Source organism: Streptomyces sp. NPDC041200 (genome assembly GCF_055591805.1).
Genome location: NZ_JBVIZF010000054.1, coordinates 1 through 26,963, shown reverse-complemented (window position 1 = coordinate 26,963; position 26,963 = coordinate 1). Strand labels below are relative to the sequence as shown.

20 protein-coding genes are annotated in these 26,963 nt (G+C 72.1%); 14 read left to right on the top strand and 6 right to left on the bottom strand.

The window, feature by feature from the left end:
* The 6 genes from ACZ6CL_RS40075 to ACZ6CL_RS40050 all read right to left on the bottom strand — a co-directional run.
* Positions 1–1,566 (bottom strand): condensation domain-containing protein (locus ACZ6CL_RS40075; protein WP_468945799.1); only part of this gene is annotated, 1,566 nt, incomplete at its 3' end.
* The gene (locus ACZ6CL_RS40070) at positions 1,566–6,545 is read right to left on the bottom strand and encodes an amino acid adenylation domain-containing protein (RefSeq protein WP_468945796.1); all 4,980 of its coding nucleotides are present in this window, start codon (positions 6,543–6,545) and stop codon (positions 1,566–1,568) included. The genes ACZ6CL_RS40070 and ACZ6CL_RS40075, both read right to left, overlap by 1 nt.
* Before the next feature lie 41 nt (positions 6,546–6,586).
* Entirely contained in the window at positions 6,587–6,805 is a 219-nt protein-coding gene (locus ACZ6CL_RS40065) for an MbtH family protein (RefSeq protein ID WP_468945793.1), read from the bottom strand.
* Positions 6,806–6,932: 127 nt separating this feature from the next.
* A complete protein-coding gene (sbnB, locus tag ACZ6CL_RS40060) occupies positions 6,933–7,931 on the bottom strand; it encodes a 2,3-diaminopropionate biosynthesis protein SbnB (protein ID WP_468945791.1) in 999 nt (332 codons plus the stop codon).
* Entirely contained in the window at positions 7,925–8,989 is a 1,065-nt protein-coding gene (gene sbnA, locus ACZ6CL_RS40055) for a 2,3-diaminopropionate biosynthesis protein SbnA (RefSeq protein WP_468945790.1), read from the bottom strand. The genes sbnB and sbnA overlap by 7 nt, the downstream gene beginning before the upstream one ends.
* Before the next feature lie 65 nt (positions 8,990–9,054).
* Positions 9,055–10,197: a hypothetical protein gene (locus ACZ6CL_RS40050; RefSeq protein ID WP_468945787.1), complete on the bottom strand. Its 1,143-nt coding sequence runs from the start codon at positions 10,195–10,197 to the stop codon at positions 9,055–9,057.
* Positions 10,198–10,485: 288 nt separating this feature from the next.
* Between ACZ6CL_RS40050 and ACZ6CL_RS40045 the strand changes: the two genes are divergently transcribed.
* From ACZ6CL_RS40045 to ACZ6CL_RS39980, 14 genes are all read left to right on the top strand, one after another.
* Entirely contained in the window at positions 10,486–11,994 is a 1,509-nt protein-coding gene (locus ACZ6CL_RS40045) for a hypothetical protein (protein WP_468945785.1), read from the top strand.
* 198 nt (positions 11,995–12,192) lie between these two features.
* Positions 12,193–12,756, top strand: a complete 564-nt coding sequence (locus tag ACZ6CL_RS40040; protein ID WP_468945801.1) for a hypothetical protein — start codon at positions 12,193–12,195, stop codon at positions 12,754–12,756.
* Positions 12,757–12,864: 108 nt separating this feature from the next.
* Positions 12,865–16,212: a CHAT domain-containing protein gene (locus ACZ6CL_RS40035; protein ID WP_468945783.1), complete on the top strand. Its 3,348-nt coding sequence runs from the start codon at positions 12,865–12,867 to the stop codon at positions 16,210–16,212.
* Positions 16,209–16,898, top strand: coding sequence for a hypothetical protein (locus ACZ6CL_RS40030; RefSeq protein ID WP_468945781.1), 690 nt, complete (start codon positions 16,209–16,211; stop codon positions 16,896–16,898). The genes ACZ6CL_RS40035 and ACZ6CL_RS40030 overlap by 4 nt, the downstream gene beginning before the upstream one ends.
* Entirely contained in the window at positions 16,898–17,575 is a 678-nt protein-coding gene (locus ACZ6CL_RS40025) for an RES family NAD+ phosphorylase (RefSeq protein ID WP_468945779.1), read from the top strand. The genes ACZ6CL_RS40030 and ACZ6CL_RS40025 overlap by 1 nt, the downstream gene beginning before the upstream one ends.
* 49 nt (positions 17,576–17,624) lie before the next feature.
* Positions 17,625–18,728 carry a macro domain-containing protein gene (locus tag ACZ6CL_RS40020; protein ID WP_468945776.1) on the top strand — a complete coding sequence of 368 codons (1,104 nt, stop codon included), beginning with the start codon at positions 17,625–17,627 and terminating at the stop codon, positions 18,726–18,728.
* Between the two features lie 151 nt (positions 18,729–18,879).
* Positions 18,880–19,095 (top strand): hypothetical protein, encoded by a 216-nt coding sequence (locus tag ACZ6CL_RS40015; RefSeq protein ID WP_468945773.1) that lies wholly within the window; start codon positions 18,880–18,882, stop codon positions 19,093–19,095.
* Entirely contained in the window at positions 19,092–19,862 is a 771-nt protein-coding gene (locus ACZ6CL_RS40010; RefSeq protein WP_468945771.1) for a vWA domain-containing protein, read from the top strand. The genes ACZ6CL_RS40015 and ACZ6CL_RS40010 overlap by 4 nt, the downstream gene beginning before the upstream one ends.
* Entirely contained in the window at positions 19,859–20,677 is an 819-nt protein-coding gene (locus ACZ6CL_RS40005) for a protein phosphatase 2C domain-containing protein (RefSeq protein ID WP_468945769.1), read from the top strand. The genes ACZ6CL_RS40010 and ACZ6CL_RS40005 overlap by 4 nt, the downstream gene beginning before the upstream one ends.
* Before the next feature lie 2 nt (positions 20,678–20,679).
* A complete protein-coding gene (locus ACZ6CL_RS40000) occupies positions 20,680–21,792 on the top strand; it encodes a hypothetical protein (protein WP_468945767.1) in 1,113 nt (370 codons plus the stop codon).
* Positions 21,789–22,433: a 4Fe-4S single cluster domain-containing protein gene (locus tag ACZ6CL_RS39995; protein ID WP_468945764.1), complete on the top strand. Its 645-nt coding sequence runs from the start codon at positions 21,789–21,791 to the stop codon at positions 22,431–22,433. Before ACZ6CL_RS40000 ends, ACZ6CL_RS39995 begins: the two co-directional genes overlap by 4 nt.
* Positions 22,430–23,893 carry a hypothetical protein gene (locus ACZ6CL_RS39990; protein WP_468945761.1) on the top strand — a complete coding sequence of 488 codons (1,464 nt, stop codon included), beginning with the start codon at positions 22,430–22,432 and terminating at the stop codon, positions 23,891–23,893. Before ACZ6CL_RS39995 ends, ACZ6CL_RS39990 begins: the two co-directional genes overlap by 4 nt.
* The gene (locus ACZ6CL_RS39985) at positions 23,878–25,863 is read left to right on the top strand and encodes an AAA family ATPase (protein WP_468945759.1); all 1,986 of its coding nucleotides are present in this window, start codon (positions 23,878–23,880) and stop codon (positions 25,861–25,863) included. Before ACZ6CL_RS39990 ends, ACZ6CL_RS39985 begins: the two co-directional genes overlap by 16 nt.
* 4 nt (positions 25,864–25,867) lie before the next feature.
* A partial coding sequence (locus ACZ6CL_RS39980; RefSeq protein WP_468945757.1) for an Hsp70 family protein occupies positions 25,868–26,963 on the top strand: 1,096 nt, incomplete at its 3' end.

The following is a 26,963-nucleotide window of genomic DNA, read 5'->3' as shown; positions in this document are numbered from 1 at the left end:
CGCCACCGCACCCGGAGCCCGAACCACCTGCTCCTCGAACACCTCATGCAAAGCCCCCGACACCGACACCACCACACCATCAGCAGCCTCGGCACGCGTGTCCATGAGGATGGCGCGTTCGGCGTCGTCGACCAGGCCGAGCCGTTCGACAGGGGTGGCCGGGTTCGTCACGATCTCATCCAGCAGCTGGAGGAAGTGTCGTGACATCCGCTGTGCCGTCTCGTGGTCGAAGAGCGAGACCGCGTAGACGAGCCGCCCCTCGAACGCCCCGTCGTGCAGGTCCACGAGCTGGAGTTCCAGGTCACACTTGGCCACCGCACCGTCGATGGCACGCATCTCCACCTGGAGTCCGGGCAGCTCCAGCATGTCACCACGCGGCTCGTGCAGGTTAAAGGCGACCTGGTAGAGCGGAGACCGGGACATGTCGCGTTCCGGCTGCAGCTCGTCGACGAGCCGGGCGAAGGGCACCGTCTGGTGGTCATAGGCGTCGTACAAGGTGGTGCGCCCCTGTGCGAGCAGCTCTTCGAAGGAAGCGCCTCCCTGCCAGCGTGCGCGCATCACGAGGGTGTTGATGCCGTAACCGATGAGTTCCTGGACCTCCGGACGGGTACGCCCGGAGACCACGGTTCCGATGGCCACGTCGGTGCGGCCCGTATAGCGGGAGATGAGCACCTGGAAGGCCGTCAGGAGGACGACGAAGGGTGTCGTGTCGTACCGCGCCGCCAGGTCACGCACCTGCTTGCCGCGGGCAGCGGAGAGCGCGAAGGGGACATCGGCCCCGTGGTACTCCCGGATCGCGGGCCGGGGGCGGTCGGCGGGCAGTTCGAGGGGGTCGAGGTCGGCCAGCTGGCCACTCCAGTAGCCCAGCTGCCGGTCCAGGTCGGCACCGGACACCTCTTTGCGCTGCCATGCGGCGTAGTCGGCGTACTGCACCGGCAGCTCCGGCAATGACGCCGTGCGGCCCTCGGCGTGGGCGGCGTACAGGGCGCCCAGCTCCGAGGCGAAGACACGGGTGGACCAGGCGTCGCAGGCGATGTGGTGGAAGACCACGATCAGTACGTGGTCGTCGGCGGCCAGCCTGATCAGCCGGGCGCGCACCGGCCACTGGTGTTCGAGGTCGAAGCCCGTCGCGGTCTCCCGCGCGATCAGCTCCTCGGCCTGCCGCTCCCGCTCGGCGGGGGCAACGCCCGACAGGTCGCGCACCGGCAGGTCCAGTGCCTGGGCAGGGTCCACCAACTGCACCGGCTGGTCGCCCTCCAGGGCGTAGCGGGTACGCAGGATCTCGTGCCGGGCCACGACACCCCGCCAGGCCCGCTCCAGCGCGTCGGTGCGCAGCACACCGGAGAGCCGGAAGGCGAGCGGCACCAGGTATTCGGTGCTGTCCGGGTCCAGCCGGTTGAGGAACCACATCTGCTGCTGTCCGTACGACAGCGGCAGCGGGGTGTCGCGGCCCACCCGCTCGATCGCGGAACGGCGCCCGGGAGTCCTCCCGCCGAGCCTTCGGCGGAGCAGTTCCTCGCGGATGGCATCCAGGGCGGCGGGCTGCTCGAATTCCTCTGCACTCATCAGTTCTGCTCCTTGAACCACTGCGAATCCGCGATCAGCTCTGTGTCCGTCATCTGCTCGATCTCGTCCCGGATCCGAGACTCGACCTCTTCCGCCAGCGCCGCGATGGTCGGGCAGCGGAAGATGACTCCGATCGGCACGTCGAGTTCGAACGCCGACTGCAACTGTGCGATCAGGCGGATCGCGAGGATCGAGTTGCCACCGGTCTGGAAGAAGTTGTCGTGTACGCCGGGCTCGGCCCCGAGGATGTCGGTCCACATCTCGGCGATGCGCTCCTCGACCAGGTTGCGCGGCGCGACACGTTCCGTCGCGTGGTGCGCGTCGGGCACCGGCAGTGCGGCCCGGTCGACCTTGCCGTTGGCGTTGAGGGGTATGGCGTCGATCTCGACGAAGACCGAGGGGATCATGTACTCGGGCAGGGTGGCCGACAGGTGCTCGACGAGGGTGTCCGGCGCCGGAGGAGGACCGGCCGGAACGTAGTAGGCGATGAGGCGCTTCCCGTCGGTGTCCGTCCCGCCCACGGTCACGACCGCGTCGTGCACCTGCGGGTGTCCGGCCAGTGCCACCTGGATCTCCGCGGGCTCGACGCGATAGCCACGGATCTTCACCTGCTCATCCGCGCGGCCCACGAAGTCGACGTTCCCGTCGGGCAGTACGCGCGCCAGGTCGCCGGTCCGGTACATGCGGGAGCCGGGCTCGCCGTAGGGGTCGGGCAGGAAGGCCGCCGCGGTGAGGGCGGGCTGATGCGCATAGCCACGTGCCACGCCGGTGCCGCCGACGTACAGCTCTCCGGCGACGCCTACGGGTACCGGCTGGAGACGGTCGTCGAGGACACGCATCGACATGTTCGGAAGCGGCTGTCCGATGGGCACGATGTCGCCGCCGTGGGCGCCTTCCAGGGGGTGGATGCTCGTCCCGACGGTGGCCTCGGTCGGGCCGTACTCATTGATGAGTGGGGTGCCCCAGCGGTCGGCGAGCCGCCTGGGCAGTGCCTCTCCGGCCACCACGCACACGTCCGCCAGTTCCTTCATGTCCTGGGAACTCAGCTGTTCGGCGAGGATTTCCAGATGCCCGGGGGTCATCTTGATGAAGCTGAACGGCCCCGCTTCCCGCAGCAGCGTTCCGAGGGAGGACAGCTCCAGATCCTGCGGCAGCATCGTCACGGGCTGACCGGCCAGGAGCGGAGCCCATACGTTCGGCACCACCAGGTCGAAGGCGAGCGAGGAGAACACCGGGGCCCCGCCGGTTCCCCGGGACGCGAGTTCCCGCGCCGCCCATTCCACGTGGTTGGCGAGACCCCGGTGGGTGACCTGGACCCCCTTGGGGCGGCCCGTAGATCCCGAGGTGAACACGGTGTACGCCAAGTGGTCGAGGTCCAACCGGCGTTCGGGTGCCGTGGAAGGCTCCGCGGCGATGCGCTCCGCGTCCGCGTCGATCAGTACGCAGGGCATCTCGGCAGGGGCGCCGCCGATCCGGTCACGGTGACCGGTGGTGGTGACGACGACGGCCGCCCGGGCGTCGAGGAGCATGCGGGCGATCCGGTCTCCCGGATAGGCCGGATCCAGGGGCACATAGGCTCCCCCGGCCTTCCACACCGCGAGCAGCGCCGCGAGCAGGTCGGCGCCGCGGTCGAGCAGCACCCCGACCGAGGTTTCCCGGCCCACGTTCAGCGTCCGCAGATGACGCGCCAGCCGGTTCGCCCTCGCGTCCAGTTCGGCGTAGGACACTCCGGCCCCGTCGGCGACGACGGCCACCGCGTCCGGGGTGAGGACGGCCTGCTGCTCGAACGCCTCGTACACGCACCGCGACACCTCCGGCCCCGGTGTGGTGCTCCACTCCGCCAGGCCGCGCAGCTCGTCCTGGGGCAGGAAGCCGAGTGCCCCGAGCGGGGTGTCCCCGGAGGACGTGACGGTCCGCAGGACCGACAGGAAGTGGCGGGCCATCCGCTCGACGGTCGCCTCGTCGAAGAGCGCCGTGGCGTATTCGAAGCCGCCGATCATGGTGCCGTCGGACTCGTGGCGCAGGAACAGGCTCAGATCGGTCTTGGCGACCCGCCACACGTCCTTGAGGGTCTGGAAGTCCTCTCCCTCGGCGACGGAGCGCGCCAGCTTCTCGTCGTGCAGGTCGAACGCCACCTGGTAGAGCGGGGTACGGGAGAGGTCGCGCTCCGGTGCCAGCTCGGCGACCAGCTGCTCGAAGGGCAGGGACTGATGGGCCAGGGCGTCCCGGAAGACGTCCCGCACCCGGTCCAGCGCCTGGGTGAAGGTGAGTTCGCCGCTCAGGCCGCAGCGTACGACGAGGCTGTTGAGGAAGAATCCGACGACGCCCTCGGACTCCTGCCGATCGCGGCCGGCGACCGGGGTGCCGACGGGAACGTCCCACTGCCCGCTGTACCGGGCCAGCAGGGTGGCGTAGGCGGTCAGCAGGGTGACGAACGGTGTGGCACCCCGGCTCCGCCCCAGTTCCACGATCGCCTCAGTGAGGTCTTGCGGGATCGTGAGGGAGACCAGCGCGCCGCGGGCGTCGCGGACGGCCGGGCGGGGCCGGTCGGTCGGCAGGGGCAGCGGGGCGAGCCCGTCCAGCACGGTGGACCAGTGCCGCAGCTCGCGCGCGGTCTTCTCCTCGTCCAGCGCTTCGCGCTGCCAGACCGCGTAGTCGGCGTACTGCACGGGCAGCAGGGGGAGATCGGGCTCGCGGGAGTCACCGTAGGCGCTGATGAGGTGGCGGAACTCGCGGTCCAGGATCGTCGAGGACCAGCCGTCGCAGACGATGTGGTGGATCGCGAGGGCGACGATCTGGTCGTCCCCGGGGACGCGGAGGAGGACCGCCCGCAGCAAGGGGCCGCGTTCCAGGTCGAAGCCGCGCTCGGCCTCCGGTCCGAGGATCCCGGCGAGCTGTGAGCGGGCCGCCTCGACGACCGTCAGGTCCACCGGAGCCGGCGGGTCGATCAGCTGCACCGGCTCCCCGTCGACCACCGTGAACCGGGTCCGCAGCGCCTCGTGCCGTTCCACCAGCGCGTTCAGGGCCCGTCGTACGGTCGTCTCCGGCACGTCGGCGGGCACCCGGAGGAACAGCGCGGACACCCATTCATGGCTCATGGGGTTCATCTGCTCGAGGAACCACAGCCTGCGCTGCCCGTACGAGAGCGGCAGCGCGGAGCCGCGGGGCACCGGACGGACCGGCTGCGCCACGGTGTCCGCTTCGATGAGGCGGGCCTGGGCCTCGATGGTCGTCGCGCCGAGCAGCTCGTGGAGCTGTATCTCCTTGCCGGAGACCGTGCGCAGCCGGTTGGCCAGCCTGGTCAGCTGGAGCGAGGTTCCGCCGAGTCGGAAGAAGTCGTCCTCGGCATCCCCCTCGGCGACCTTGAGCAGCTCATGCCAGATGTCCGCGACCAGCCGTTCTGCCGCGGTGCGGTTCCGGTTCCGCGGCCGGTTCCCGTCGCCGTCGCCCGTCTGGGGGTCGGGCAGCGCCAGGCGGTCCAGCTTGCCGCTCGGCGTGAGCGGGAAGTCGTCGACCTCGATGAACACGGCGGGAATGTGGCTCGCGGGCAAGCGGTCGGTGAGGAAGGCCCGGAGGTCGGTGACGGCCTCCCCGGCGCGGGGGCGTACGTACGCCGCGAGCCGGGTGGCCGCGTCGGTGGTGAACGAGGTGACGGCCACCTCCTCCAGGTCCGGATGGGCCCTCAGTGCCGCCTCGACCTCTCCGGGTTCGATGCGTACACCGTTGATCTTGACTTGGTCGTCGATCCGGCCGACGTACTCCAGGGTGCCGTCGTCCCGCCAGCGCGCGAGGTCACCGGTCCGGTAGAGGCGGGACCCGTCGGGGGCGAACGGGTCGGGAACGAAGCTTTCGGCCGTCCGGTCGGGGCGGCCGAGATATCCGCGGGCCACCCCGACACCGCCCACGTACAGCTCGCCCGTGACGCCGATCTGCACCGGGCTGCCCGACTGGCTCAGGACCAGGAGCCGCATGGCGCTGATCGGCCTGCCGATGGGCACCGTCCCGGTACGCTGCGCGGGATCGAACCGATGGGCCGTCACGTCGATGGAGCACTCGGTCGGCCCGTAGAGGTTCCAGACCTCCAGCTCCCGCAGTGCGAGGAGCTGCCGCACGAGTTCGGCGTGGAGCTGTTCGCCTCCCGAGGAGAGCAGCCGGAGTCGCGTACACGCCTCCCAGCCCGCTTCGTTGACCAGCAGCCTCAGTACGGACGGCACGACCTGCAGGACGGTGACGCCCTGTTCGGCGACGGTGCGCAGCAGCGCGGCCGGGTCGCGCTCGGCACCGGGCGCGGCGATCACGACGGTACCGCCGCTGATCAGCGGGGCGAAGATCTCCCAGCTCGCCGCGTCGAACGTCAGGTTCGTCTTCAGCAGGACGCGGTCCCCGGCGCCCAGCGCGAATTGCCGTGCGATCCAGGCGTGGTGGTTGGCGACACCGGCGTGGCTGACGACAACCCCTTTGGGGCGGCCCGTGGATCCCGAGGTGTAGAGGATGTACGCGGCATGCGCGCCGGACACTTCGGTGGCGGGGGCCGACCGCTCCGGCTCCCGCCCGGGCTGGTCCGGGGAGCCGGGGATGAGCGGCCGGGCTCCCGCCCCGGTGACGGCGCCCGCGAGCGCCTCGTCCACGATCACGACCTGGGCGCCGGTGTCCTTCAGCATCCAGGCGGTGCGCTCCCACGGCTGCTCCGGGTCCAGCGGCACATAGGCGGCGGATGCCTTCCAGACCGCCAGCAGAGCGATCACCAGATCACTGCCGCGGGGGAGACAGACCGCGACCGGCGTGTCCGGGCCGGCGCCCAGCTCCCGCAGTCGACCAGCCAGCCGGTCGGCCCTCGCGTCGAGGTCCCCGTACGTGATCTCGTTCGGTCCGTCGACGACAGCCGTGGCTCCCGGGGTCAGCGCCGCCTGGCGGGCGACGAGGACATGGGTGGGAGCGGGCAGGTCGAGGGTGGCTGCCGGCCGCAACTCGCTGGTCATTTCTGCTCCTGGTCTGGTCTGCATCGTGACGGCAAGCTGGGTCAGACGGACGCTTCCTGGTCCATGCGGCGGCGCAGACTGAGCGGGCGCATGTCGGTCCACACCTCATCGATGTGCTTCAGGCACTCCTCGCGGCTGCCCTGGGTGCCTTCCGCGCGCCACCCGGCCGGCAATTCCCGGTCGTCCCACCAAATGGAGTATTGCTCTTCGTCGTTGACAACCACGCGATAGGTCCGGTCATCGCTCTGCTGCTCGGCCATGAATCTCTTTCCATTCGAGTAGAGGGGGGTGAATTTCCAGTTATCGGGCAGTCTCCTGGGGGAGTTTTCTCGACTCCGCAATACTCCGCCTATACCGGAGCTACTTCGGCTGGCGGTACGAGCGACGTCAGGCGGGGAGGAAGTCGTCGACGCGGATCCCCCGCCCGTGTTCCTCACCCTTGCGGCGTACGAACTCGGCGAGAGCGACGTCGAGGACGCCGAGCCCGAAGGGCGAGTAGACGACGGGGCGGCCCGCGTCCCGGGGGATGGAGGCGGTGCCGCGCAGCAATCCGCCGATGGTCGCGTGGACGAAATCACGGTGGCCCACGGCCAGTTCGGCCAAGTGCGGCGAGGTGCGTTCGCGGCAGACGTGGTCGGCGTCGTCGACGACGTTCACCGCGCCGAGCACGGCGTCGGCGGTCAGGTCGCGCAGGGAAATGTGCAGGACCGTGGTGTCGGGGCCGCAGCCGGAGAGGTCCATGTGCGGCTCGCCCGCCGTGGTGGCCAGCGAGATCAGGCGATGGCCGGCGAGGCCGGTGACGAGGTCGTCGACCGGGTGAACCTTCACCTGAGGTAGCTCCAGGCCGCAGCGGGTCGCGAACTGCCCGGCCCGGTCCGTGTCGGTGTCGTACAGGGCCGCTTCCCGCAGATCCGGCAGCACGGCTGTGAGGAAGCGCAGGATCTCCAGGTTGATCACTCCGCACCCGACGAGCAGCACCGAGGCGGGGGGCCGTTCCGCCGTGAGTTCGCGGGCCGCGAGCGCGGCGCTGGCGGCCGTGCGCTTGGCCGAGATCACCGCGCCTTCGAGGAAGGCCAGCGGCCGTCCGGTCCGCAGCGAGTTGAGTATGATCGCGGCGCTCGCCCGCTCGATTCCCGCTTCGAGGTTTCCGGGAAAAGAAGCGATCCACTTGATACCGGCCACGGGGGTGTCGCCGCCGACGTAGGCCGGTAGTCCGATGACGCGGTCGCGGCTGTGCCGCTCCTCGGGGAAGCGGAGGAAGGTGGAGTGCGGCAGGGATGATCTGCCCTCGTCGTGCAGCCGGTAGGTGTCGGCCACCAGCTCCACGATCTCCCGTTCCTGCCCTGACAGGGCTTCCGCCACATCCTCGCGCCGGAAAATCAGCATGGACTTCCTCTCTTGACGCTGTCCTGAGGGGTCGGGAGCCAGTCCTTCCATAAGTGGTTCACCTCACCGAAGTGGTGGCTGACCCAGGAATCGGAGTAGATCGTGTCGAGATAGCGGTCCCCGCTGTCGGGAAAGACGAGGACGCAGTTCGCTCCGGCCGGTATCCGGTTTCTCAGCTTCCACAGGGCCGCCACGGTGGCGCCTGACGAGCCGCCCGCGAGCACCGCCTCACGGTCGATGAGCCTTCGGCAGCCGACCACGCACTCCAGGTCGGAGATGTGCACCACCTCGTCGGCCAGGTCCGGAGCCGACAGGGGCGGTACGACGGCGGCCCCGTGCCCGGGGATGAGCCGTTTCATCGGCTTCTGGCCGAAGATCGCGCTGCCCAGCGCGTCGACCGCGACGATTTTGGTGTCGAGGCCCGTCGCTCTGATGTGGTTCGCGCAGCCGCGGAGGGTTCCGAAGGTGCTGACCGAGCAGAAGAGATAGCCGACCTCGTCATCGAGTGCCTCGGCGATTTCCCGCATGGTGTTCTCGTGCGCCTTGACGTTGAGCATGCTGGCGTACTGGTTGGGCCAATAGGCATGGGGGATGCTGGCCACCAGCTCCCGGACCCTGCGAAGCCGTGCGGCGAGGAACTCGCCGGTGATCCGGTCGCGTTCGGTGACGATCTCCACTTCCGCGCCGTAGGCACGCAGAATGGCCATGTTCTGTTCTGTGGTCTTGCCGTCCACGACGCAAACGAAGCGAAAATCGAAGTAGCGGCAGATCTGGGCGAGTCCGATCGCGAGATTACCCGAGCTGGATTCCACGATGACCGAGCGTCTCGGTATCACCTCACCGGTGCGCATCGCCTCGAGGAGCATACTCAACGCGGAGCGGTCCTTGATGCTGCCGCCGGGATTGAATTTCTCCATCTTCGCGAAGATCCGTGCCCGCGACCCCGGCAGCAGTCTCTTCAGTTCGACCAGCGGCGTGTGCCCTATCTCGGCCAGAATTCCGGCAATCGGGGGTTCAGTCACGGCTGTCCTCTTCCTGGAAGGCTCTGGCGCGCCCATGAGCCGCGGGACCCGCCGGTCCCGAGTCGTGACGACTCGGGACCGGCGGCCGGACACCAGCGGTGTCAGCCCGTGGCACCGGCCGGGAGCCGCGCCGCGAACGTCCCGTCGAAGAAAATCGCGCTGTAGTCGCCCGTCGCCCACAGGGAGCCGTCGGAGGCACCGGCGAGCGCGTAGACCCTCACCACATAGTCATACTGGCCGTCGACCGAGCGGGGGAGGTCCTCCCAAGCCGTCCCGTTCCAGCGCACGATGCCCGAGTGCGGATTGTTGCTGTTCAGCGCGAGCCCCGCGTACAGCTTCCCGCCGGCCCAGGTCAGCTCCTCCACGCTCCGCACGCCGGGGACGGTCACCGTGGCGCTGGGGCCCCAGCCGGTGCCGTTCCAGCGCAGTACCGACGTGCCCGCGGCGGCCCACACCTTGCCCGAGGCGTCGGCGGTCAGCTCCTGAACGGTGGTGGTACCGGACGGGAGGGGGACCTCCTTCCAGGAACTGCCGTCCCAGCGCGCCATATAGCCACGGCAGCCCTGATCGTTCTGGCCGGGACAGGTCCGGCCACCCGCCCACACGTCGTTGGCGGAGTTCACCTGGACCGAATTCAGCTCGGTCCTGCTGTTCGTCTGCCCCGGCAGCTTGGTGATCTTCCAGGAGCCGCCCTCCCAGTGGCCGATCGTCGCCAGCCGTGTGGTCCCCTGGGTCGTTCCGACCGCCCAGACGTCCTTGCCGGAGACCGCCTGGATGTCGCGGAACTTGACGGTCGTGTCGGCCGGGGACAGGTCCTCCCAGGCGCTGCCGTTCCAGTGGTTGGCGATGGCGGATCTGGCCGCCGTCGAGCCGATGACCCAGAAGTCCCGGGACGACGTGGCCGTCCAGACACCGTCGTCGTTCATCTCCACGGACTGGCCACTGAGACGAGGCAGTTCCTTCCAGGTCGTGCCCTCGCGCAGCCAGTAGCTGGCGATCTCACCGGAGCCGGGGTCGCCCCCGGGGTAGAAGCCACCACGTGCGAAGACGGTGGTGCCGTCGACCGGAAGGAAAGCGTCGAACCATCGTGATGTGTCGGGGTCCGGCACGTCTTCCCAGCCGCCCGCGGCTCCGGCCGGTGCCACCGCCAGGCCGATGGCGGCCCCCGCGGTGGCCAGCACGACCGATAGCCTGCGCAGCAGGGTGCTCGCACCCAGCACACCGACGGACTGTCTTCGGGTCACTCTTCCTCCAAGTGGACGAGCCTGGGGACGAGCCGGATCATTTTTGCCATCCGCCTTGCCGCCAGGCATCTGACATCGGCCCCTACCTTCGGATCTGTCGCCATACACGGGCTATACGCAGCCTTGTCCGTCCGAACCGGACCGCTTCACCTGCGGCTGCTGACCGCCAGTGGACCGTGTGCGGCTGGACACCAGATCCGGCGGGGCACCATCCGGGCCCGCGCCGCGTACGGTGGCGCATGCGCCGTCGGCACAGGGGGATCGGCACAGGGGGGAGATGAGCGCTCGATGACTCAGGGACGCTACGACCAGCGGGTCCGCGTCTTCGTCGAGGTCCGGGGCGGGCAGGACGACTGGCAGGAGGCCGAGGACCGGTTCACGCGGCACGGCTGGCCCGTCCGCGCCCACCACCTCGCCGGACAGGGCCCGCTGGGGGCTGGTGTCGAACCCACGCCCGGCGCGCGTGTGTACGACATCGAGGTGCGTCTCTTCGGCATGGCCAGAGGAAGCGACCTGGGAGCCGCCGAACGCGTGCGCAAGGTGGCGCGGGCCGCGCGGCTGGAAGCGTACGTACTACGCGCCGAACACATCCACCGGGACCGGGAGACGCGCTCACAGTGGCGCGTCATCGACGCGCGGGGCAGACGGCGCGCTCTGCGCTCGCCCTGGCGCAGGCACGTCGCCGACTGGTCGCTGGCGCGCGGCTCCTACGACGCCGGTGGCGTCGTCACCGGCACCGCGCGGCAGGCGTTGCGGCTGGCCCGCGGCGGACAGGCGGCGGACCTGTCCGGGGTGGCCATCCGGCCCCTGGACGGCATGTGGAAGGACCCGGTGCGGCGCTGGCCGGAGGAGGAGGGCGAGCGGAGGACCGTTCACGCGGTCCTGTGGGCCCTGGTACCGGCCGTGGCCCTGGTGCTCGCCGCCCATGCCGTCCCGGCCAGCTGGTGGTTCTGGGGCATCCTCGCGTGCGCCGGTTTCGCGGGGGCGGCGCGTACCGGCTGGCGGCTGTTCCCCGACGGCAGGAAGATGGGCGCCCTGCTGGTCCTGGCGGTGTCCGTGTTCTTCACCGCGGGCGGACTGGGGCTCGCCGGAGGCAGGGGCTGGGGGCCCACCGATGTCTTCTACACCGCCCTCATCGTGGGTGTGGTGACGGGGCTGTGGCTTCTGGTGCGGCAGTGGACGTGGGGCGAGTGGGTCGGCTGGGTCGTACCTCTCGTCATCACGCTGCTGGTCTCGACGTTCGTGGCGGCGGGCTCCGTGCTCCACGCTCTGTACGCCGACGCGCTGGACCTCAGCAGCAGCGATCTCGACGTCCCGCCCCTCTGGCAGTTCCTCGCCTCGCTGAAGCTGGCATCGATGCTGGCCTATGTGCTGGTGGTGCCCGCGTGGTGGGGTGTGGCCCGGCACCGTCACCACTCCTACGCGACGCCCGGCGACCGCACCAACGTCATTCTGCACACCCTCGTCTTCGTCGCTTCTCTGGCCGTCGCGGGCGGGTTCGCCCTGGACTCGGCGGGCAGGGCGACGGAACGCGTCAAGGGCGCCGCCGCGAACGGTACGAAGCCGCCGCGGTACTTCGGCGTGGAACCGTCCTGGACGTGCGTACGCACGACAACCGCCCCCGGAAAGATCCCGGGCGAGGGCCCCGCCCTGGACCGGGACCGGCCGTACCTGCTCATCAGCGTGGCGGGCGGCACGGTCGTCCTCTGGGATCACGTCACCCAGGAGCCCGTGAAATTCCCCGCGAACAAGGCGTGGTTGATGCCTGCCGAAGGAGGGCGCGACTCCTGCGGCTGACCTCGCTGAGGAAGCCCGCCGGGGCCTCGGCCACATGCCGCCCGGGCGGGAGCCGGGCGAAGGCCGGGCGGGGTTCGGGCGTGGGCTTCCGCGCAGACGTACGGCAACGGTTCTCTGGAGGCATACGGCGATACGGGGGTGAGGACGTTGGACGTCACGGTCGCGGAGGCGGGGGCGCCGATCGTGGCGGTGGCCGGGATGCTCGGGACCTTGCTGTCGGCCCTGCTCACCCAGCGCGCGGCCGAGCGCAGCCGACGGCGTGAGCAGGAGCGGGCCGAGCGGACACAGGCCCAGGCGAGGGAGACCGAGGAGCGGCGTACCTGTTACGTCGCCCTCAACACCGCGTCCCGGCAGTATCTGGCCGCCCTCACGGACCATATGCACGCCCTGCTCCGCGCGGAGGATCCGCGCGCGGTACGGCAGCGCCTCACCGAGGCCCGGGATCTGCACCGGGACGTGTACGCGGAGGCCCAGATGCGGCTGCCCGACCCCGTACTCGCCCTGGCCGGGGAGGCCACCCACGCGCTCGGCAGCCTCTACGGCAGACTCCGGCGCCTGGACGACGGGGCCCCCCGCCCGGGCGACTCGCTCGACGCCGCCCAGGGGGAGATCGACGCGCTGTGGGAGCGGCTGCGGGAACTGCGGCGCGGGATGCGGGCGGATCTGGGGGCGTCGGAGGTACCCCGGCCGAGCCCGCCCGGCCCCGATCCGGGCGCGTTCCGAACCGATCCGGGCACATCCCGGGCGCGTTCCGGGCGGTGATCGGGCGTCCGCTGGAAAAACTCGGTGATCGGACGTCATGGTGACCTACATCTCGTCATCGTGGCGATCGGGACGGATGATGGACGTCTCGGGACGTGAGGAGTGCCGGTGGGGGAAGCAGAGGAGACCGGTGGCGTTCAGGCGTTGCGGGCCTGGGCCGGTGAGGCCGTCGGGCGCGCGAAGGCACTGCTGCCGGAGCCGGACACCGTCGCCAGGCCCTCCCGCGCCCATGATGACTCGGTCACCGAACTCGACACTCTCATGGGCTTGTTGGACCACGATCCGGAGCTGCGCGCATCGGTGGCCGTATGGCTCGGCGGCGCTCTCACCCTGCGCCACGCCGCCGGGGGTGGGACGCCCGAGGACCGGGAGCGGGCAGGCGGTCTGCTGCGGGACGCACGGGACCCGGCCACGAAGATCGGGGCCACGGCCTCCGTCGAGGACCGGCGGTGGGCCGCGCTGTTCCTGCTGACGCACACGATGCCGCTGCAGGAGACGCTGGGCGGACTCGCGCCGGAGCCGGACGCGACCGCCATGTTCGACATGATCATGCGGGCGGGCCCGGGCGGGATGGCCGCCCTCGCGGCCGAGGTGCGGGAGCTGGTGACCGACGCGGCCGAACTTCCGCTGCCGCCGGAGCACTTGAGGCAACTGCGGCAGCTGCGCGACTTCTCCGCCCATCCCTCGGCCGACGGAATGGCCGACCTGTTCACGGGTCTGCTGCCCGACGACGGTCTTCCGGGCTCCGATCAGATGCGCCAGATGATGACGGACCTGCTGACGACGATGACCGGTGGCGCGGCCCCGGGAAGCGGCAGTGGCACACGCGCCACCCCGAACCCCTCCGACAAGGCCGCAGCCGACACCGACGCCCCCGCCATGCCCCGTACCCCCGACGATGTCCGCCGCCTCCTCGCCGCGCTGCAGGCCGTCAACACCACGTCCGTGGACTTCGTCAACCACGTCGGCGGTGGCGATCCCGCTGCCCTCAATCAGCAGCTCGGACGGTTGCGCGACGCACTGGACGGGCTGCCGGACGGCGTACCGAACAAGGACGCCCTCGAAGGGCTGATGGCCCTGCTCCTCAACGTCAGCGAGGGCGCCGGGGGGACCCTTCAGGACCAGGCGCTCGGTCTCGGGCACACCAAGACGGTCACCGACTTCCTGCGCCGCCAGTCGCACAGCTCGATCCCCATGGCCGACGGCTTCGCGATCATGGCGGATGTGATGGGCCTGATGACCGAGGTCCGCAGCGCCGGGCAGGCCGAGGACGTGCGGCGGCTCCGCGACCTCCTGCCCCAGGCCGAGGCCCTGGCCGACACCGTCCCCGATGACCACGACTTCCGCGTCATCGCCCTCCTCGCCCGCGCCATGGCCCGCCTCATGCTCGGCCGGTTCACCATGGACAGGGAGCTGCTCCTGCGCGGCCTCGCGGACTTCGACGACAGCAGGGCGGCCGCGAGGAACAGCAAGCTCCCGATCCGGGACGAGGAACTGGTGGCCATGGTCCCCGACCTCGCACTCCTGCGGTCCTACCTCGCCGACGAGACGACGGACCTCCCGGACCGGGACGTGCCGCCGCCGGACGCCCCCGCCGACCAGCTGCACTCCGCCGCCAACCGCCTCGGCCTGCGCTACACCCTCACCAACGACCCGGCAGACCTCGAGGCCGCCATCACCACACTGGAACGGCTCCGCGAGCACATCCGGCAGGGCCGGGCCCCGCGCGTCGCCGCCGAGTCCCTGTGGTCGCTCGCCGAGTCCTACCGCGCCCGCTGGCACCGGGAGCGGGGCGAGTCCGACGTGGACGCCGCCATCGACGCGGCGAACGAGGCCCTGGCCACCCTCGCCGCCGACGTCCTCCTGCAGCACGGCGCCGAACACCGTCTGACGACCGCCCGCAGCGGTGCCTCCCTCGGCGTACGGGCCGCCCTGTGGGCCGCCGCGCACAACAAGGTGGACGACGCGGTCGCCACCCTGGAGCTGGGCCGGGCGCTGGTGCTGCAGGCGGCGGCCACCTCCCGGGCCGTACCGGACCTGCTGGAGGAGCGCGGCCATCCCGAACTCGCCGCCGCCTGGCGGGAGTCCGGCGCCGCCGACAGCGCCGAGCTGCCCGCCGAACTGCCCAGCAACCTCCGGCGGCAGGCCCTGGAGGCCCTCGGCTACCGGGAGCGGGGCGGCCTGCTCGCCACCCCCACCCTGCACGAACTGGCGGACGGTGTGGGCGAGGCCGGTGCGGACGCGCTGATCTATCTGGTCCCCGGCAGCGACGGCGAGGCCCCGGGCATGGTGCTGGGCGTGGGTCCCGAGATCGGTATCGGGGTGGGCGCGCTGCCCATGCTCTCCGAAGCGGGCAGCGCCCCTCTGGAGCGGTATCTGGACGCGGCCGCCGCCCGCTCCGCGGACCCGGACAACCTCGACGAGGAGGCGGAACGGGCCTGGGAGGAGGCCCTGTCCGAGCTGTGCGACTGGGCGTACGAGGTGTTCGTCCACGTCCTCGCCGGGCTGGAGGAACACCTCCCGGGCGACGCCGCCGACCGCCGTACGCCCCGGGTCGTCCTGGTCCCCTGCGGCCGCCTCGGAATCGTCCCCTGGCACGCGGCCCGCTTCCCGGCGGACGCCCCGTACGACTACCTCTGCCAGGCCCTGGTGATCAGCTATGCGGCCTCCGGCAGCCAGTTCCTGCGGACGGTGAAGCGCGCGCCACGCGATCCGGTCTCGGCCCCGGCCCTGGTGGCCGACCCGAGCCTTTCGCTGACGTACGCCGAGCTGGAGGTCCTGGAGCTGCGCAACGCCTTCTATCCGGGGGCACGGCTGTACGGCGACTTCGCCGCCTTCCCGCCCGACTCGGTACCGGAGGGCACCCCCGACCAGCTGTTGGCCCTGCTCGCCCAGGACCACTCGATGGTCCATCTGGCCACCCACGGCATGGCCGGGGTACGACCGACGGAGTCGGCCCTGCACCTCGCCCCCACCGGCCCCGGCGAGGGCGAGGAGATCGAGCGGCTCACCGTGACCCGGCTCCTCGACCGGCCACAGCCCGCCGGACAGGAGGCACCGGACGGCCCACTGATCGTCCTGAGCGCCTGCGAGACCGACCTCAGCACCCGCGACCACGACGAGGCCCTGACCCTCACCACGGCGTTCGTCTCGGGTGGCGCACGTGATGTCGTGGGATCGCGGTGGACCGCCCAGGACAGCGCGTCGGTCCTGCTGATGGCGGTCTTCCACCACCATCTGCGGGCCGGGCTCAGTCCCGTCGACGCGCTGCGGGCCGCGCAGCTGTGGATGCTCGACCCGGACCGGAAGGATCCGGGCCACCTCAGCGACGATCTCCGCCGCGACATCGCCCGCCCCGACCTCGAACGGCCCGCCATCTGGGCCGCGTTCATCCATCAGGGTCACCCCGCGCCAGCCGTCGCCCGGGGACGTGGCCCGCGAAAGGAGACCGGATGACCCGGGGCGGGGACAGCGGGATGAGGGGGTTCTACCTCATCGCCGAACACCTCGACAGCATCCGCGCCGAACTGACCGACGAGCAGTACCAGCTCCTGCGGTCCCGCTTGCGCGCGCTCGCCCACACCCCACCGGACGACTCCAGGGCCGTGCGCCGGGCCCTGCAGTCCGTACGCCTGTCCCTGGTGCCGCTGCCGTACGGCCACCCGGTCCGGCAGGCGCTGGACTCGGCCCGGCTCGCCACGGTGCACGTCAGCCCCGCGTACAGCCCGCGGGCGCTGAATCTGCTGGTCCGGCTCATGGCCGAACCGCCACCGCCCCCCGACACCACGGCCATCATCGCCGCCGCCGAGCGCAGACTGCGCCAGGCACCCGCCCTCTCGGCCACCGACGTCCACACCCGGTACGGCGGTTCGGCGCCACCACCCGAGCTGATCCGGTTCACCGACGCCGACCTCGGCGACCGCTACCCGGAGTTCCAGTTCCAGCCCGGGGGCGGAGCACCGTACGAGGTCGTCCTGGAGGTCAACCGGGTGCTGCTCGCCGACGCGGACCCCTGGGGCGCCGCCGACTGGTGGCTGAGCGGAAACACGTGGCTGGGCGGCGGGCCGCCCGCCGCCCTCCTCGGCATCCGGCCGGACCGCGAGCTGGTGGGCGCGGCCGTGGCGTTGGTGGAGGGGGACTGATGCACGAGGAAACCGTGTCGCCCTCCGCCTACCGCTTCCGGCCGCACTGGGAAGTGCTGCCCGCCGGTACCCAGCTGTGGCGGCTGCACTCGTCCCGGTTCGCGGCCGTGGAGTTCAAGCCGTTCACCCCTGACGACCGCGCGCCCGGCCGCTTCCACGGCACGCCGGAGGACCCGTACCCCTGTCTGTACGCGGCGACGGACCCGGAAACCGCCCTCGCCGAGACCCTGCTGCGGTCGGTCTCCTTCGACCTGGAGACCAGTACGCGCATGGTCCCCTGGGCGCAGGTGCGGGGCAAGTCGCTGAACGCGGTGCGGACCCGGTGCGAGCTGAGGCTGGTCTCGCTGTGCTCCGGATCGGCCCTCGCCGCCGTCTGCCAGGACAACACCCTGCTGGAGGGCGAGGGAGCGGAGCACTACCGGTACACGCGGGACTGGGCGCGGGAAATCCGGGCCCAGGCGCCCGAAGCCCTGGGGATGATCTGGGGTTCGAGGCGCAACCCGTCACAGCGGGCCCTGGTGCTCTTCGGCGACCGCCTCGCGGACGTGGCGGACGGACCCCTCGAAGCGCTGCCCTACCGCAGCATCCCGGATCTCGGCTCCCCGGACGGCATCAAGGAGGCCAACCAGCTGCTGGAACCCCTCTATTCGGCGATCAAGGAGCCCATTCGCCGTTGAGACACCCGCTCCTTGTCCCCATGTGACGCGTGGTGTCATCGTTGACGGCATGGCACCAGGATCCCTTGATCACGCGTCACTTCTGGTGGAATTGCAGGCGGTTCGGCGGGCGGGTCTCCTGCGGCTGCGCGGCCGCGAGCTGCCCGCCCTGGAGTCGGCCGCCGCCTCCCTGGCGACCGCGCGCACCCGCGAGGGCGCCGTGGAGGCGCTGCTCCGCCGCGCGGTGGCGCGGCTCGACGCGGGCACGCTGCGGACCGCCGCCGAGTACACGCTGGGCCTGGCCCAGGGCACCCGGGACTGGCCCGCCTCCTCCCGGCGGGCCCGCGCGGCCGAGGTGTACCGGGTCAGCGAGGAACGCTTCCGCAAGCACCACGAGGTGATGGTGCTCGGCCAGGTGGCCGCGCACATCGTGGAATGGGTGGAGGGCGGCGGCGACGAACCGGGCGAGGACGACTGGGCGGGCGACACCCACAGGACCGTGGACGTCCTGGCGGGCGAGCGGACCGCACGCCTCACCCTCCACATCCACTCCGTCGATCTGCTGCGGGACGTGGACGTGGTGGTCTCCCCCGCCAACACCTACTTCGCGCTGCCCGAGCCGTACAAGGCCTCGGTCTCCGCCTCGCTGCGCCGCGCCGCCTCCGTGCGCGGGGTGACCGGCGATCTGCTGGACGACCCGGTCCTCGACGAGCTGCGCAAGTGGACGGCAAGGCACGGCACTTCGGGGCGTCCGGTGATCCCGGGCACGGTGGCGGCGACCGGTTCGGGGGCCTTGGCCGAGTACGGCGTACGACGGATCTACCACGCGGCGGTGGCCACGCCCCGGGCCGGTACCAACGACTACGACGTGCTGCCCGCCGACATCACCCGCGCCACCTCGCGCGCGTTCGCACTGCTGGCCGAGGAGCACGACCGGCACACTCCGCCGCTGCGCTCCGTGTGCTTTCCGCTGCTCGGCTCCGGGCGCGGCGGGCTTCCGTACCGGGTGAGCGCGGCCGCCGTATGGAGCGCCGTCGAGGCGGAGCTGGCGCGCGGGGCGCGCTGGGACGTGCACTTCGTGGTGCGTACCCGGGAGGCGGCCCGCGTGGTGGAGCGGATCCCGGCCAGGCCCCGCCCGGCGCGCGACCAGTCGGCGCCCAGCCGGTCCGATTGACTGGAGGGGCGGGTCGCTCAGGTGGGGGCGGATCGGGGGAGCGCCTTCCCCTGGGCGGCTCGCACCCCGGAAAACCGCCCTATATCGAACATGGTGTCAATTTACTGTAAGGACCGAGCATGTTGGTGCGCATGTCCCATACCGTGACCGGATGACCAGGGGGATGGTTGAGTGGGCGCACGGCTGCGCGGGTCGCACGGTGACCTGGCCCGACCCGGACGCGTTCGTACTCGTCGAGGGTGTTCTGCTGCGCATGGTTCCCGAGCCGCCCGGCCTGCCGCCGGGTACGGCCGTCACCGTACGCCACGATCCCGAGCGGCGGCGGCTGGTGGCCCACGCCGATGACACGGGGGCGGCGGCCGGATGAGCGTCCACAGCATGGAGTTCGGGGCCGGGTACGAGGAGCGGCAGCCTGTCGTCCTTCTCCTCGACACCTCCGCGTCGATGGGCCGCCCCGAGGAACACCCGCGGATCGACGAGCTGAACGACGCGCTGACCCGATGGTTCGACGGGGTCCGCGCGCAGGAGCGGCTGCGCACCCGGGTGGAGGTCTGCCTCATCACGTTCGACTCGGCGGTGCGGGTCCACGAACCCGGTGCGGGCCGTCTGATCCCGGTCGAGGAAGCCGACGCCGACCGGCTCTTCGTCCCCGTGGACAGCATGCGCCCACCGACCCTGCGCGCCGAGGGCCTGACCCGTTTGACGGACGCCGTGGAAACGGCCCTCGAACTGGCCCGCGCCCGCTACCGCACCCTGCAGCGGCAGCGGGTACCGGCTCGCCGCCCCTTCCTGTGGGTCCTGACGGACGGCGCGCCGAGCGACGCCCAGGGCCGCCCCCTGGACGCGGCGGCCCTGGCGGGCACGGCGGGGCGGGTGCGCCACGGCGAGGAGAAGGGAGAGTGGGTCTTCCAGGTGATCGGGGTACGCGGCGCCGACCTGCCGATGCTCCGGGTCCTGGCGCCGAAGGCCACGTCCCCGCTGGAGAACCTGGACTTCGGCCGGATCCTCGACCTGCTCTTCCAGAGCACGGACGACAGCAGCCCGGACCAGGACGCGGATCTCATCCACCAGCAGGTCAATGACCGCGCCGCCCGGCTCGCGCGCATGGAGAGGCTGGAGAGTGACCTCCGGTGATCATCGCGGGCGCCTCCGTCCAGGGCACCGCTCATCTCGCCACCGGGCAGGGCTGCCAGGACGCGTTCAAGGCGGTCGACCTGGGTGAGGCGGCGGTCCTGGCCGTGTCCGACGGCGCGGGCAGCCGCGACCGCAGCGCCCTGGGCGCTCATATCGCGGTCGACGCGGCCTGCCGCCTGCTGACGGAGGACACACCGGGCGCGGAGGAGCCGCCGGAGTCATGGACCCGGTGGATCGCGGGGCGAGGGAGAAGGGTCGTCGAGGATTATCTGCGGGCGGTGTCGGGGGTGCTGGGCACGGGTCCGGATGCAGGTTCAGGGTCAGGTTCAGGTCCGGATGCAGGTTCAGGTCCGGACGCAGGCGGCTCCGGCGACCTGGCCGCCACCCTCACCGCGGCGGTCGTCGCCCCGCCCTGGGTGGCCTTCGTCTCGCTGGGCGACGGCTTCGGCACCCTGCTGACCCGCGACGACCGCTGCCACTTGATCCTCCCTCCGCCCACCGTCCCGTCCCCCTTCCTCTCCTCCCCCGGCGCGTCCCTCCGCGTCCGTACGTTCGTCGTCTGGGAGCCGGAACTCAGCGGCGTGGTCCTGGCCACCGACGGCTGCGCCGCACTCACCCTCGACCACCCCTCGGTCCGCCAACTCCCTCTGGACGCCGGTCCGTTACCGGCCGAGGGTTTCTTTCTCGGTCTCGCCGCCACGCTCCGCGCGAACCTCGGGGACGCCGAGCCTCTGCGGCGTCGGCTCTCCGGGCCGGAGGCCGCGCGGACCGGTGACGACCTGACCCTGCTGTGCGCTCTCGTCGAAGGGCGGTGACCGTGGGACTGACGGTGGTGTCCGGCAGCGGACACACATGGCGGCTCACCGAGCAGATCGGCAGTGGCTCGGAGGGGTTCGTGTACGGCGTCGACGACACCCGTCCCCTCGTCGCGAAACTCGTCCCGGACCCGCCCGACCCCGAGGCCTACCGGCGCCGCGTGGCCCGCCTGGTGCGCCAGCGCCGCGAACCCCGCACCGTCGGCCTGCTCTCCGGCACACCCGTCCGGCTGGCCTGGCCACTGGTCCCGGTGCATACGGCCGGCAACACGGGCGCGGATCGCGTCGACGGCTATGTGATGACCGACATGCGCCACGCCTACCAGCCGTTCAGCCACCTCCTCAGCCTCTCCACCCGCCGGACCTTCCTGCCCGGGGCGACCTGGGCGACCGCCCTCCGCTCCGCCCTCGCCCTCAGCCGGCTGCTGGGCGAACTGCACGCCGAGGGCTATGTGGTGGGCGACCTCACGCCCGACAACCTCTGGGTCGATACGACCGGCCGGGTCGGCATGGCGGACATCGACTCGTGGCAGTTCCGGGACGGCCGCGAGGTCTTCCCTGGCCGGATGCGCACCCCCGGCTACACGGCCCCCGAGCGGATCGGCGCCCCCGTCGGCACACCACCGGACACCGCGTCCGACGTCTTCGCCCTGGCCGTCCTGGTCCATCAGCTCCTCATGGCCGGTCTGCACCCCTTCGCGGGCCACCCGGCGGACGGCGGCGACTATCTGTCGTACGACGACAACGTGGTCCACGGCCGCTGCCGGATCGTCGACCGTACGTCGGTGCTGCTGCCCCGCTCCGTACCGCCCGCCGATCTGCTGCCGAGACCGCTCACGGAGCTGTTCCGGACGGCGTTCGCGGGCGCGGGCCTGCGCCCGGCGGCGGACGAGTGGGCCCGGGCGCTCGCGGCCGAGCTGGCCCCCGGGCGACTGAAGGTGTGCGCGGTGAACGCCCGCCACGTCCACACCGTGGAACGGCCGTGGTGCCCGTGGTGCGACCAGGCCGAGCGGGGCGCCGACAGCTACCCGGGCGACCCCTGCCCCGGCCCTGGCCCCAATGGCCCTGGCCGCTCCGGCCCTCGCCACATTGGCCATCCGCAGGAGGAGACATGACGAGCCACCTCTCCGTCGCCCGGACGCTGGACCACTGCACGGCTCTCGGCCCCGGCAGCCGCGCGGTCATCTGGGTCCAGGGCTGCCCGCTGCGCTGCCAGGGCTGCGTGGCAGCGGAGACCCTGCCCTTCGCGGGCGGAACGAGCCGACCGGTCGCCGAACTCGCCGACTGGCTCTGCGGGCTGGACGGCATCGAGGGCGTCACGTTCTCCGGCGGTGAGCCGTTCAGCCAGGCCGGGGCGCTGGCCGAGCTGCTCGACGCGGTCCGGGCCCGGCGCCCGGACTTCGGCGCGATGGCGTACTCCGGCTTCCGCCACGAGGCACTGCGGAGCGGCGCCCCGGACCGGCTCGCCCTGCTGAAGCGGCTGGACCTGCTGGTCGACGGGCCGTACCTCGCCGCACGGCACGGCAGTCTGCGCTGGCGCGGCTCGGACAACCAGCGGCTGATCCCGCTCACCGACCGCTACGCGCGGGTGCTGGACGAGCCTGACACGACCGCCGGGATCGAACTGTCGGTGGACGCCGACGGATCCGTCTCCTGGGCCGGGGTGCCGCCAACCCCCGGCTTCCGGGAGGGACTTGAAGAACAGCTCGCGGCGCGGGGGTTCGTGCTGCAGACCGAGGCACGGAGGGAACGATGAGCGGATCACCGAAGTACAGCAGCGTCCGCGTCGGGGCGCTGTACGCCCAGCGGGAGGCGGCCGAGCGCAGGCGCCGTGCCGAGGAGCGCCGGGCCAGGGAGCGGCGGCGGGCGGCCGAGCGGGCGCGGCTGGCTCAGCAGGCGGCCGCCCGCCGGGAGCGCGCCCGCGCCGAGGCGGAGCGGCGCCGGGCCGAGGTCGCCCGTAAGGAAGCCGCGGTGGCGGCCCGGCGGACGGCCGAGCGCGACGCCCGGCAGGCCGCTGCGCGGGCGGAGCGGTCCCGGGCCGACGAGCGCGGTCTGGACGAGGTGCGGGAGCTGATCGCCGAGGCCCAGCGGTCCGGGGCCCGGGCCGACATCGGATCCCTGGAGCGGCAGTTGGCCGGGCTGCGGGAGCGGGCCGCCCGGGGCGAACGGCTCGGGGGCGCGGTGGAGGAGCTGCGCGGCCGGGTCGTGAGTCTGGGCCCGACAGCGGCCGGGGACCGTTCGGAGGACCGCGCCGCCGTCCTGGCCGGTCTGGAACGCCGGTTCTCCGCCACCGGCCCGGACGGCGCCGCCCTGGACGCGGACGGCCATCGGCGCTGCGCCGACCTGCTCGACCGGCTGCGCGCGGAGACCGGCCCGAGCGGGGAGGTCCGGTTCGAAGCCCTGCTCGGCACGGTCGAGCACGCCCTCGTCCGGCATGCGGCGACGATCACGGAGGCGCGGGAAGCCGTCGAGCGGCAGGCCCTCGCGGAACAGGAGCGCGCGGCGGCCGAGGAACAGCGGCGCGCGGCGGCCGAGGCCGCGGAGGTGGCGGAGCGCGAGCGCGCCGAGGCGGCGGAGGCGGCCCTGGAGCTGGCCCTCGCGGAGGCCGCCGAGCGGCTGGACGCCGTACGCCCGGCGGCCCAGGGCGTGCTGGACACCGCCGCCGACCTCGGCGACCCCGGCCTCGCCGACGAGATCGGGGACGCCCTGCGCGCCGTCACCGAGGCGCTGACCGCGCGTTCGGCGACCGAGGCCATGGAGGCGGTCGCCGAATTGGAAGCTCGGCTCCCCGACGCCGAGAGCCGACTGGACGAGCGGGAATTGGCCTACCAGCGGCGCCGGGATCTGGTGGAGGCGCTCCGGGACGCCATGACGGGCGAGGGGTTCGCCTTCGAGGGCGGTGAGGACGAGGGCGGCAGCTTCCGGCTGCACTTCACCCGGCCGACCGGGGCGACGTACGAGACCACGGTCGCCACCGGTGACGACGGCTCGCCCGTCCTCGTCTACCAGGTGGCGGGCGAGCCGGACGTGACGTTGCACGCCCCGCAGGACGAGGCGGTGTGCGACACCACCGAGGCGCTGCTGGAGCGCGTGCACGAGGCGCTGGGCGGCGACGACGGCTTCGTACCGGGTGAGCTGAGCTGGGACGGCAAACCGCCGGGGCGGCGCGCCAAGCCGCTGCCCCGCGACACCTCCTGGCGGTGGACGACCCCGTGAACACGGTCGGCTTCACCAAGGACGAGGACGGTTCGGGGCCCGTCGCCGCCGACGGCATGATGCCCCTGTGGGCGGTGTCGCTCGGCTGGGAGCTGCGGCGCGGCCGCCAGGTGATCCTGGGCGGGCAGATCCGGGACCGCTGGTGGTTCGAGGACCGGCCCGCCTCCTTCCGGGAGCTGGTCGCCGGGGTGCTGGAAGTGCGCGGCGCCGATGTGGTCGGCTGGTGGGATCCGGTGGCCGGGCTCACCTTCCCGCTGCCGGGCCACGCGGAACGCTTCGCCCAGCTGGAGGCGGGCCGGCCGTCCGCGGCCCCCCGGAGCGGTGGCCGGGACACGCCCGCGGAGGACCGGCAGCCGGACAACCCGCGCGCCCGGCGCGGCGCCGACCGCGAGCGGGACCGGTCGAACCTGCTCTCTCCCCGCCCGGCCGGTCCCCCGCGCGCCTTCGACGACGTGGTCGCCACCGTGCACCGGCTCTCCGCCTCCCCCGACGCGGCCACGGCCTTCGTCTTCCAGGACGTCGACCACCATCTCCCGCCCGGCCAGCCGGAGTCGAACCCCGGCTACCTCAGGCTGCGCACCGCGATGACGGACGCGGTGACCCCCCGTTCGACCCTGGCGGGCCGCCCTCCGCACGCCCGCAACGCCGTCCTGTGCGCGGTGGGCGACGTCGGACGGCTGCCCGGCTGGTTCCACATGGAGGATCCCCGGATCGCCATCCTGCACATCGGGCCACCAGACCCGAGCGAACGCCGCCTGTGGCTGACCTGGCTGCGCGGCGACTTCAACGGCGCCCCGGACGCCACGCGCCATGACGTCGAGACGCTGGTCGGCGCGACCGACGGCATGTCCGGGTGGGACATCGAGGCGCTCGCCCGCACCTCGTGGCTGCGCGAGGCGCCGCTGCAGAAGCCGGACAAGCTCCTGGAGCTGCACCGGCTGAACGTGAGCGTCGACCCGTGGACCCAGCTGGACCGGGAGACCGTGGCGCGCGCGGGCGACGTCCTGGCCGCCCGGGTGGTCGGCCAGTCCAAGGCCGTCGACGCGGTGGCCACCGTGCTCCAGGCGGCGTTCGTGGGCATCGACTTCGGCGGCTCCGGCACCGCCCGCCCACGCGGCGCGTTCTTCTTCGTCGGCCCGACCGGCGTCGGCAAGACCGAACTCGCCAAGGCCGTCGCCGAGTTGATGTTCGGCGACCAGAGCGCGTACGCCCGCTTCGACATGAGCGAGTACCAGCAGGAACACGCGGCCGAGCGGCTGGCGGGCGCGCCGCCCGGCTACATCGGCCACGAGCAGGGCGGCGAGCTGACCCGCCGGGTCCAGGAACGGCCGTTCAGCGTCCTGCTCTTCGACGAGATCGAGAAGGCGCATCCCCGGGTGCTGGACAAGTTCCTCCAGATCCTCGAGGACGGCCGTCTCACCGATGGGCGCGGCCAGACCGCGTACTTCTCCCAGTGCCTGATCATCTTCACCTCCAACACGGGCGCGGAGGCGGTCCAGGGCCTGCTGTCCGACGGCGGCGAAGAGGTGCCGTACGCCGCCTTGGAGGCCCACTTCACCCAGGCCGTGGAGGAGAAGTTCCGGACGATCGGGCGGCCGGAGATCTACGGTCGCCTCAAGCCGGGCGTGGTCGTCTTCGACATGCTGCGCCGCGAGCACATCGTGAAGATCGCCGACCGGCTGCTGGGCCAGCTCACCGAGTCCGTCCGCGAACGGCACCAGGTCGAGGTGGTCCCCGACACGGACACCCTGCATCCCTGGATCACCGAGCGGATGAGCGACCCGGAGCGCCAGGCGTACGGCGGCCGCCAGATCCGCAACGAGCTGGAGCGGCTGCGGGCGGCCGTGGTCGGCCACTTCCTGGCCCACCGCCCGGCCCCGGGCAGCCGCGTCCGGGTCGGCATCGACGCCGACCCGGACTCCGGTGCCTACGGCACGCCGTGGGTCAGGACCGAGGAAGGGAGGGGCTGACCACATGCTCGGCATCGCCATCGGCCACCACATCGGCCGCGTCGGCCGCATCGGCCCGGAGGGCCGCCCGACCGTGACGGTGACGGACCTGGGCGGAACGGACGGAGTCGCCGACCCCGCCACCGCGCTGACCGCGCTCCTCGCCGGAGCCACGGATGAGGAGGCGGTGCTCGGCCTGCCCGCCTCCGCCGGCCGCGAGGCCGAGGCCGTCCTGCGCCGCGCCGCCGAGGACACCGGCCTGCGCGTCAGCAGGATCGTGCCGGAACCGGTCGCGGTGGCCCTGCACTACGGCGCGATCGACGAGGGCGTACACCGCACGGTCCTGGTGGTCGACCAGGCCGCGACGACGGTGGACCTCACGGTCCTCGCCATCACCCCGGACTTGACCGTACGCGTCGTCACCACGCGCACCGCTCCCCTGGCCGATGACCACGCCCTCACCGCGATAGCCCGGGAACTGACCGAGGCCGCTTCGGACGCCGTGCTGCTCTCCGGTGAGCTGTACACCACGCCCGCCCGCCGCGCGGACATCGAGAACCTCGCCGCGCCCCAGGGGCTGACGGTCCGCTGCACCACTCCCGAACTGGCCGTCGTACGCGGCCTGTTGCTGATTGAGGACTTCGGTCTCCTCCGCATCGCCACCGGCCCGGCACCGGCGAGGGCCCACTTTCCCCCTCCCCTGGAGGACCCGGAACCGCAGCCCTGGCGCCCCCTCCCGGAAGACCCGGAGCCACAACGGGCCCCAGCCGAAAGCGGACCGGAGGAGCGCGAGGCCGCTACGGCTCCGCCGCGTGGCCGCGACGAGCCCCCACCAGCCCGCAGCGCACCGGCCGCCCCCACCCCAGAGCCAGAACCAGAGCCAGAACCGGCACCGGCACCGGAGCCAGAACCGGCACCGCAGCCCGAGCCGACACCGCCACCAGAACCCGAACCGGCCCCAGCGCCCTCCGCCACGCCCGCCCTGCGCTCCGTCCCCGTCACCCAGCTCGACGCCATCCGCCGGGACGACCATCTCCTCGTCCTCTGGGCCTGGCCCGACTCCGCCCTCACCGCTCGCGTCCGCTGGCGCCGTGAGGACGCGACCGCGACCGGCGGCGGCC

Coding starts and splice junctions, on each gene's coding strand:
- ACZ6CL_RS40070 (WP_468945796.1), bottom strand. CDS start 6,545: ATGACCAGCGAGTTGCGGCCGGCAGCCACCCTCGACCTGCCCGCTCCC.
- ACZ6CL_RS40065 (WP_468945793.1), bottom strand. CDS start 6,805: ATGGCCGAGCAGCAGAGCGATGACCGGACCTATCGCGTGGTTGTCAAC.
- sbnB (WP_468945791.1), bottom strand. CDS start 7,931: ATGCTGATTTTCCGGCGCGAGGATGTGGCGGAAGCCCTGTCAGGGCAG.
- sbnA (WP_468945790.1), bottom strand. CDS start 8,989: ATGGGCGCGCCAGAGCCTTCCAGGAAGAGGACAGCCGTGACTGAACCC.
- ACZ6CL_RS40045 (WP_468945785.1), top strand. CDS start 10,486: ATGACTCAGGGACGCTACGACCAGCGGGTCCGCGTCTTCGTCGAGGTC.
- ACZ6CL_RS40040 (WP_468945801.1), top strand. CDS start 12,193: ATGCTCGGGACCTTGCTGTCGGCCCTGCTCACCCAGCGCGCGGCCGAG.
- ACZ6CL_RS40030 (WP_468945781.1), top strand. CDS start 16,209: ATGACCCGGGGCGGGGACAGCGGGATGAGGGGGTTCTACCTCATCGCC.
- ACZ6CL_RS40025 (WP_468945779.1), top strand. CDS start 16,898: ATGCACGAGGAAACCGTGTCGCCCTCCGCCTACCGCTTCCGGCCGCAC.
- ACZ6CL_RS40020 (WP_468945776.1), top strand. CDS start 17,625: ATGGCACCAGGATCCCTTGATCACGCGTCACTTCTGGTGGAATTGCAG.
- ACZ6CL_RS40015 (WP_468945773.1), top strand. CDS start 18,880: ATGACCAGGGGGATGGTTGAGTGGGCGCACGGCTGCGCGGGTCGCACG.
- ACZ6CL_RS40010 (WP_468945771.1), top strand. CDS start 19,092: ATGAGCGTCCACAGCATGGAGTTCGGGGCCGGGTACGAGGAGCGGCAG.
- ACZ6CL_RS39995 (WP_468945764.1), top strand. CDS start 21,789: ATGACGAGCCACCTCTCCGTCGCCCGGACGCTGGACCACTGCACGGCT.
- ACZ6CL_RS39990 (WP_468945761.1), top strand. CDS start 22,430: ATGAGCGGATCACCGAAGTACAGCAGCGTCCGCGTCGGGGCGCTGTAC.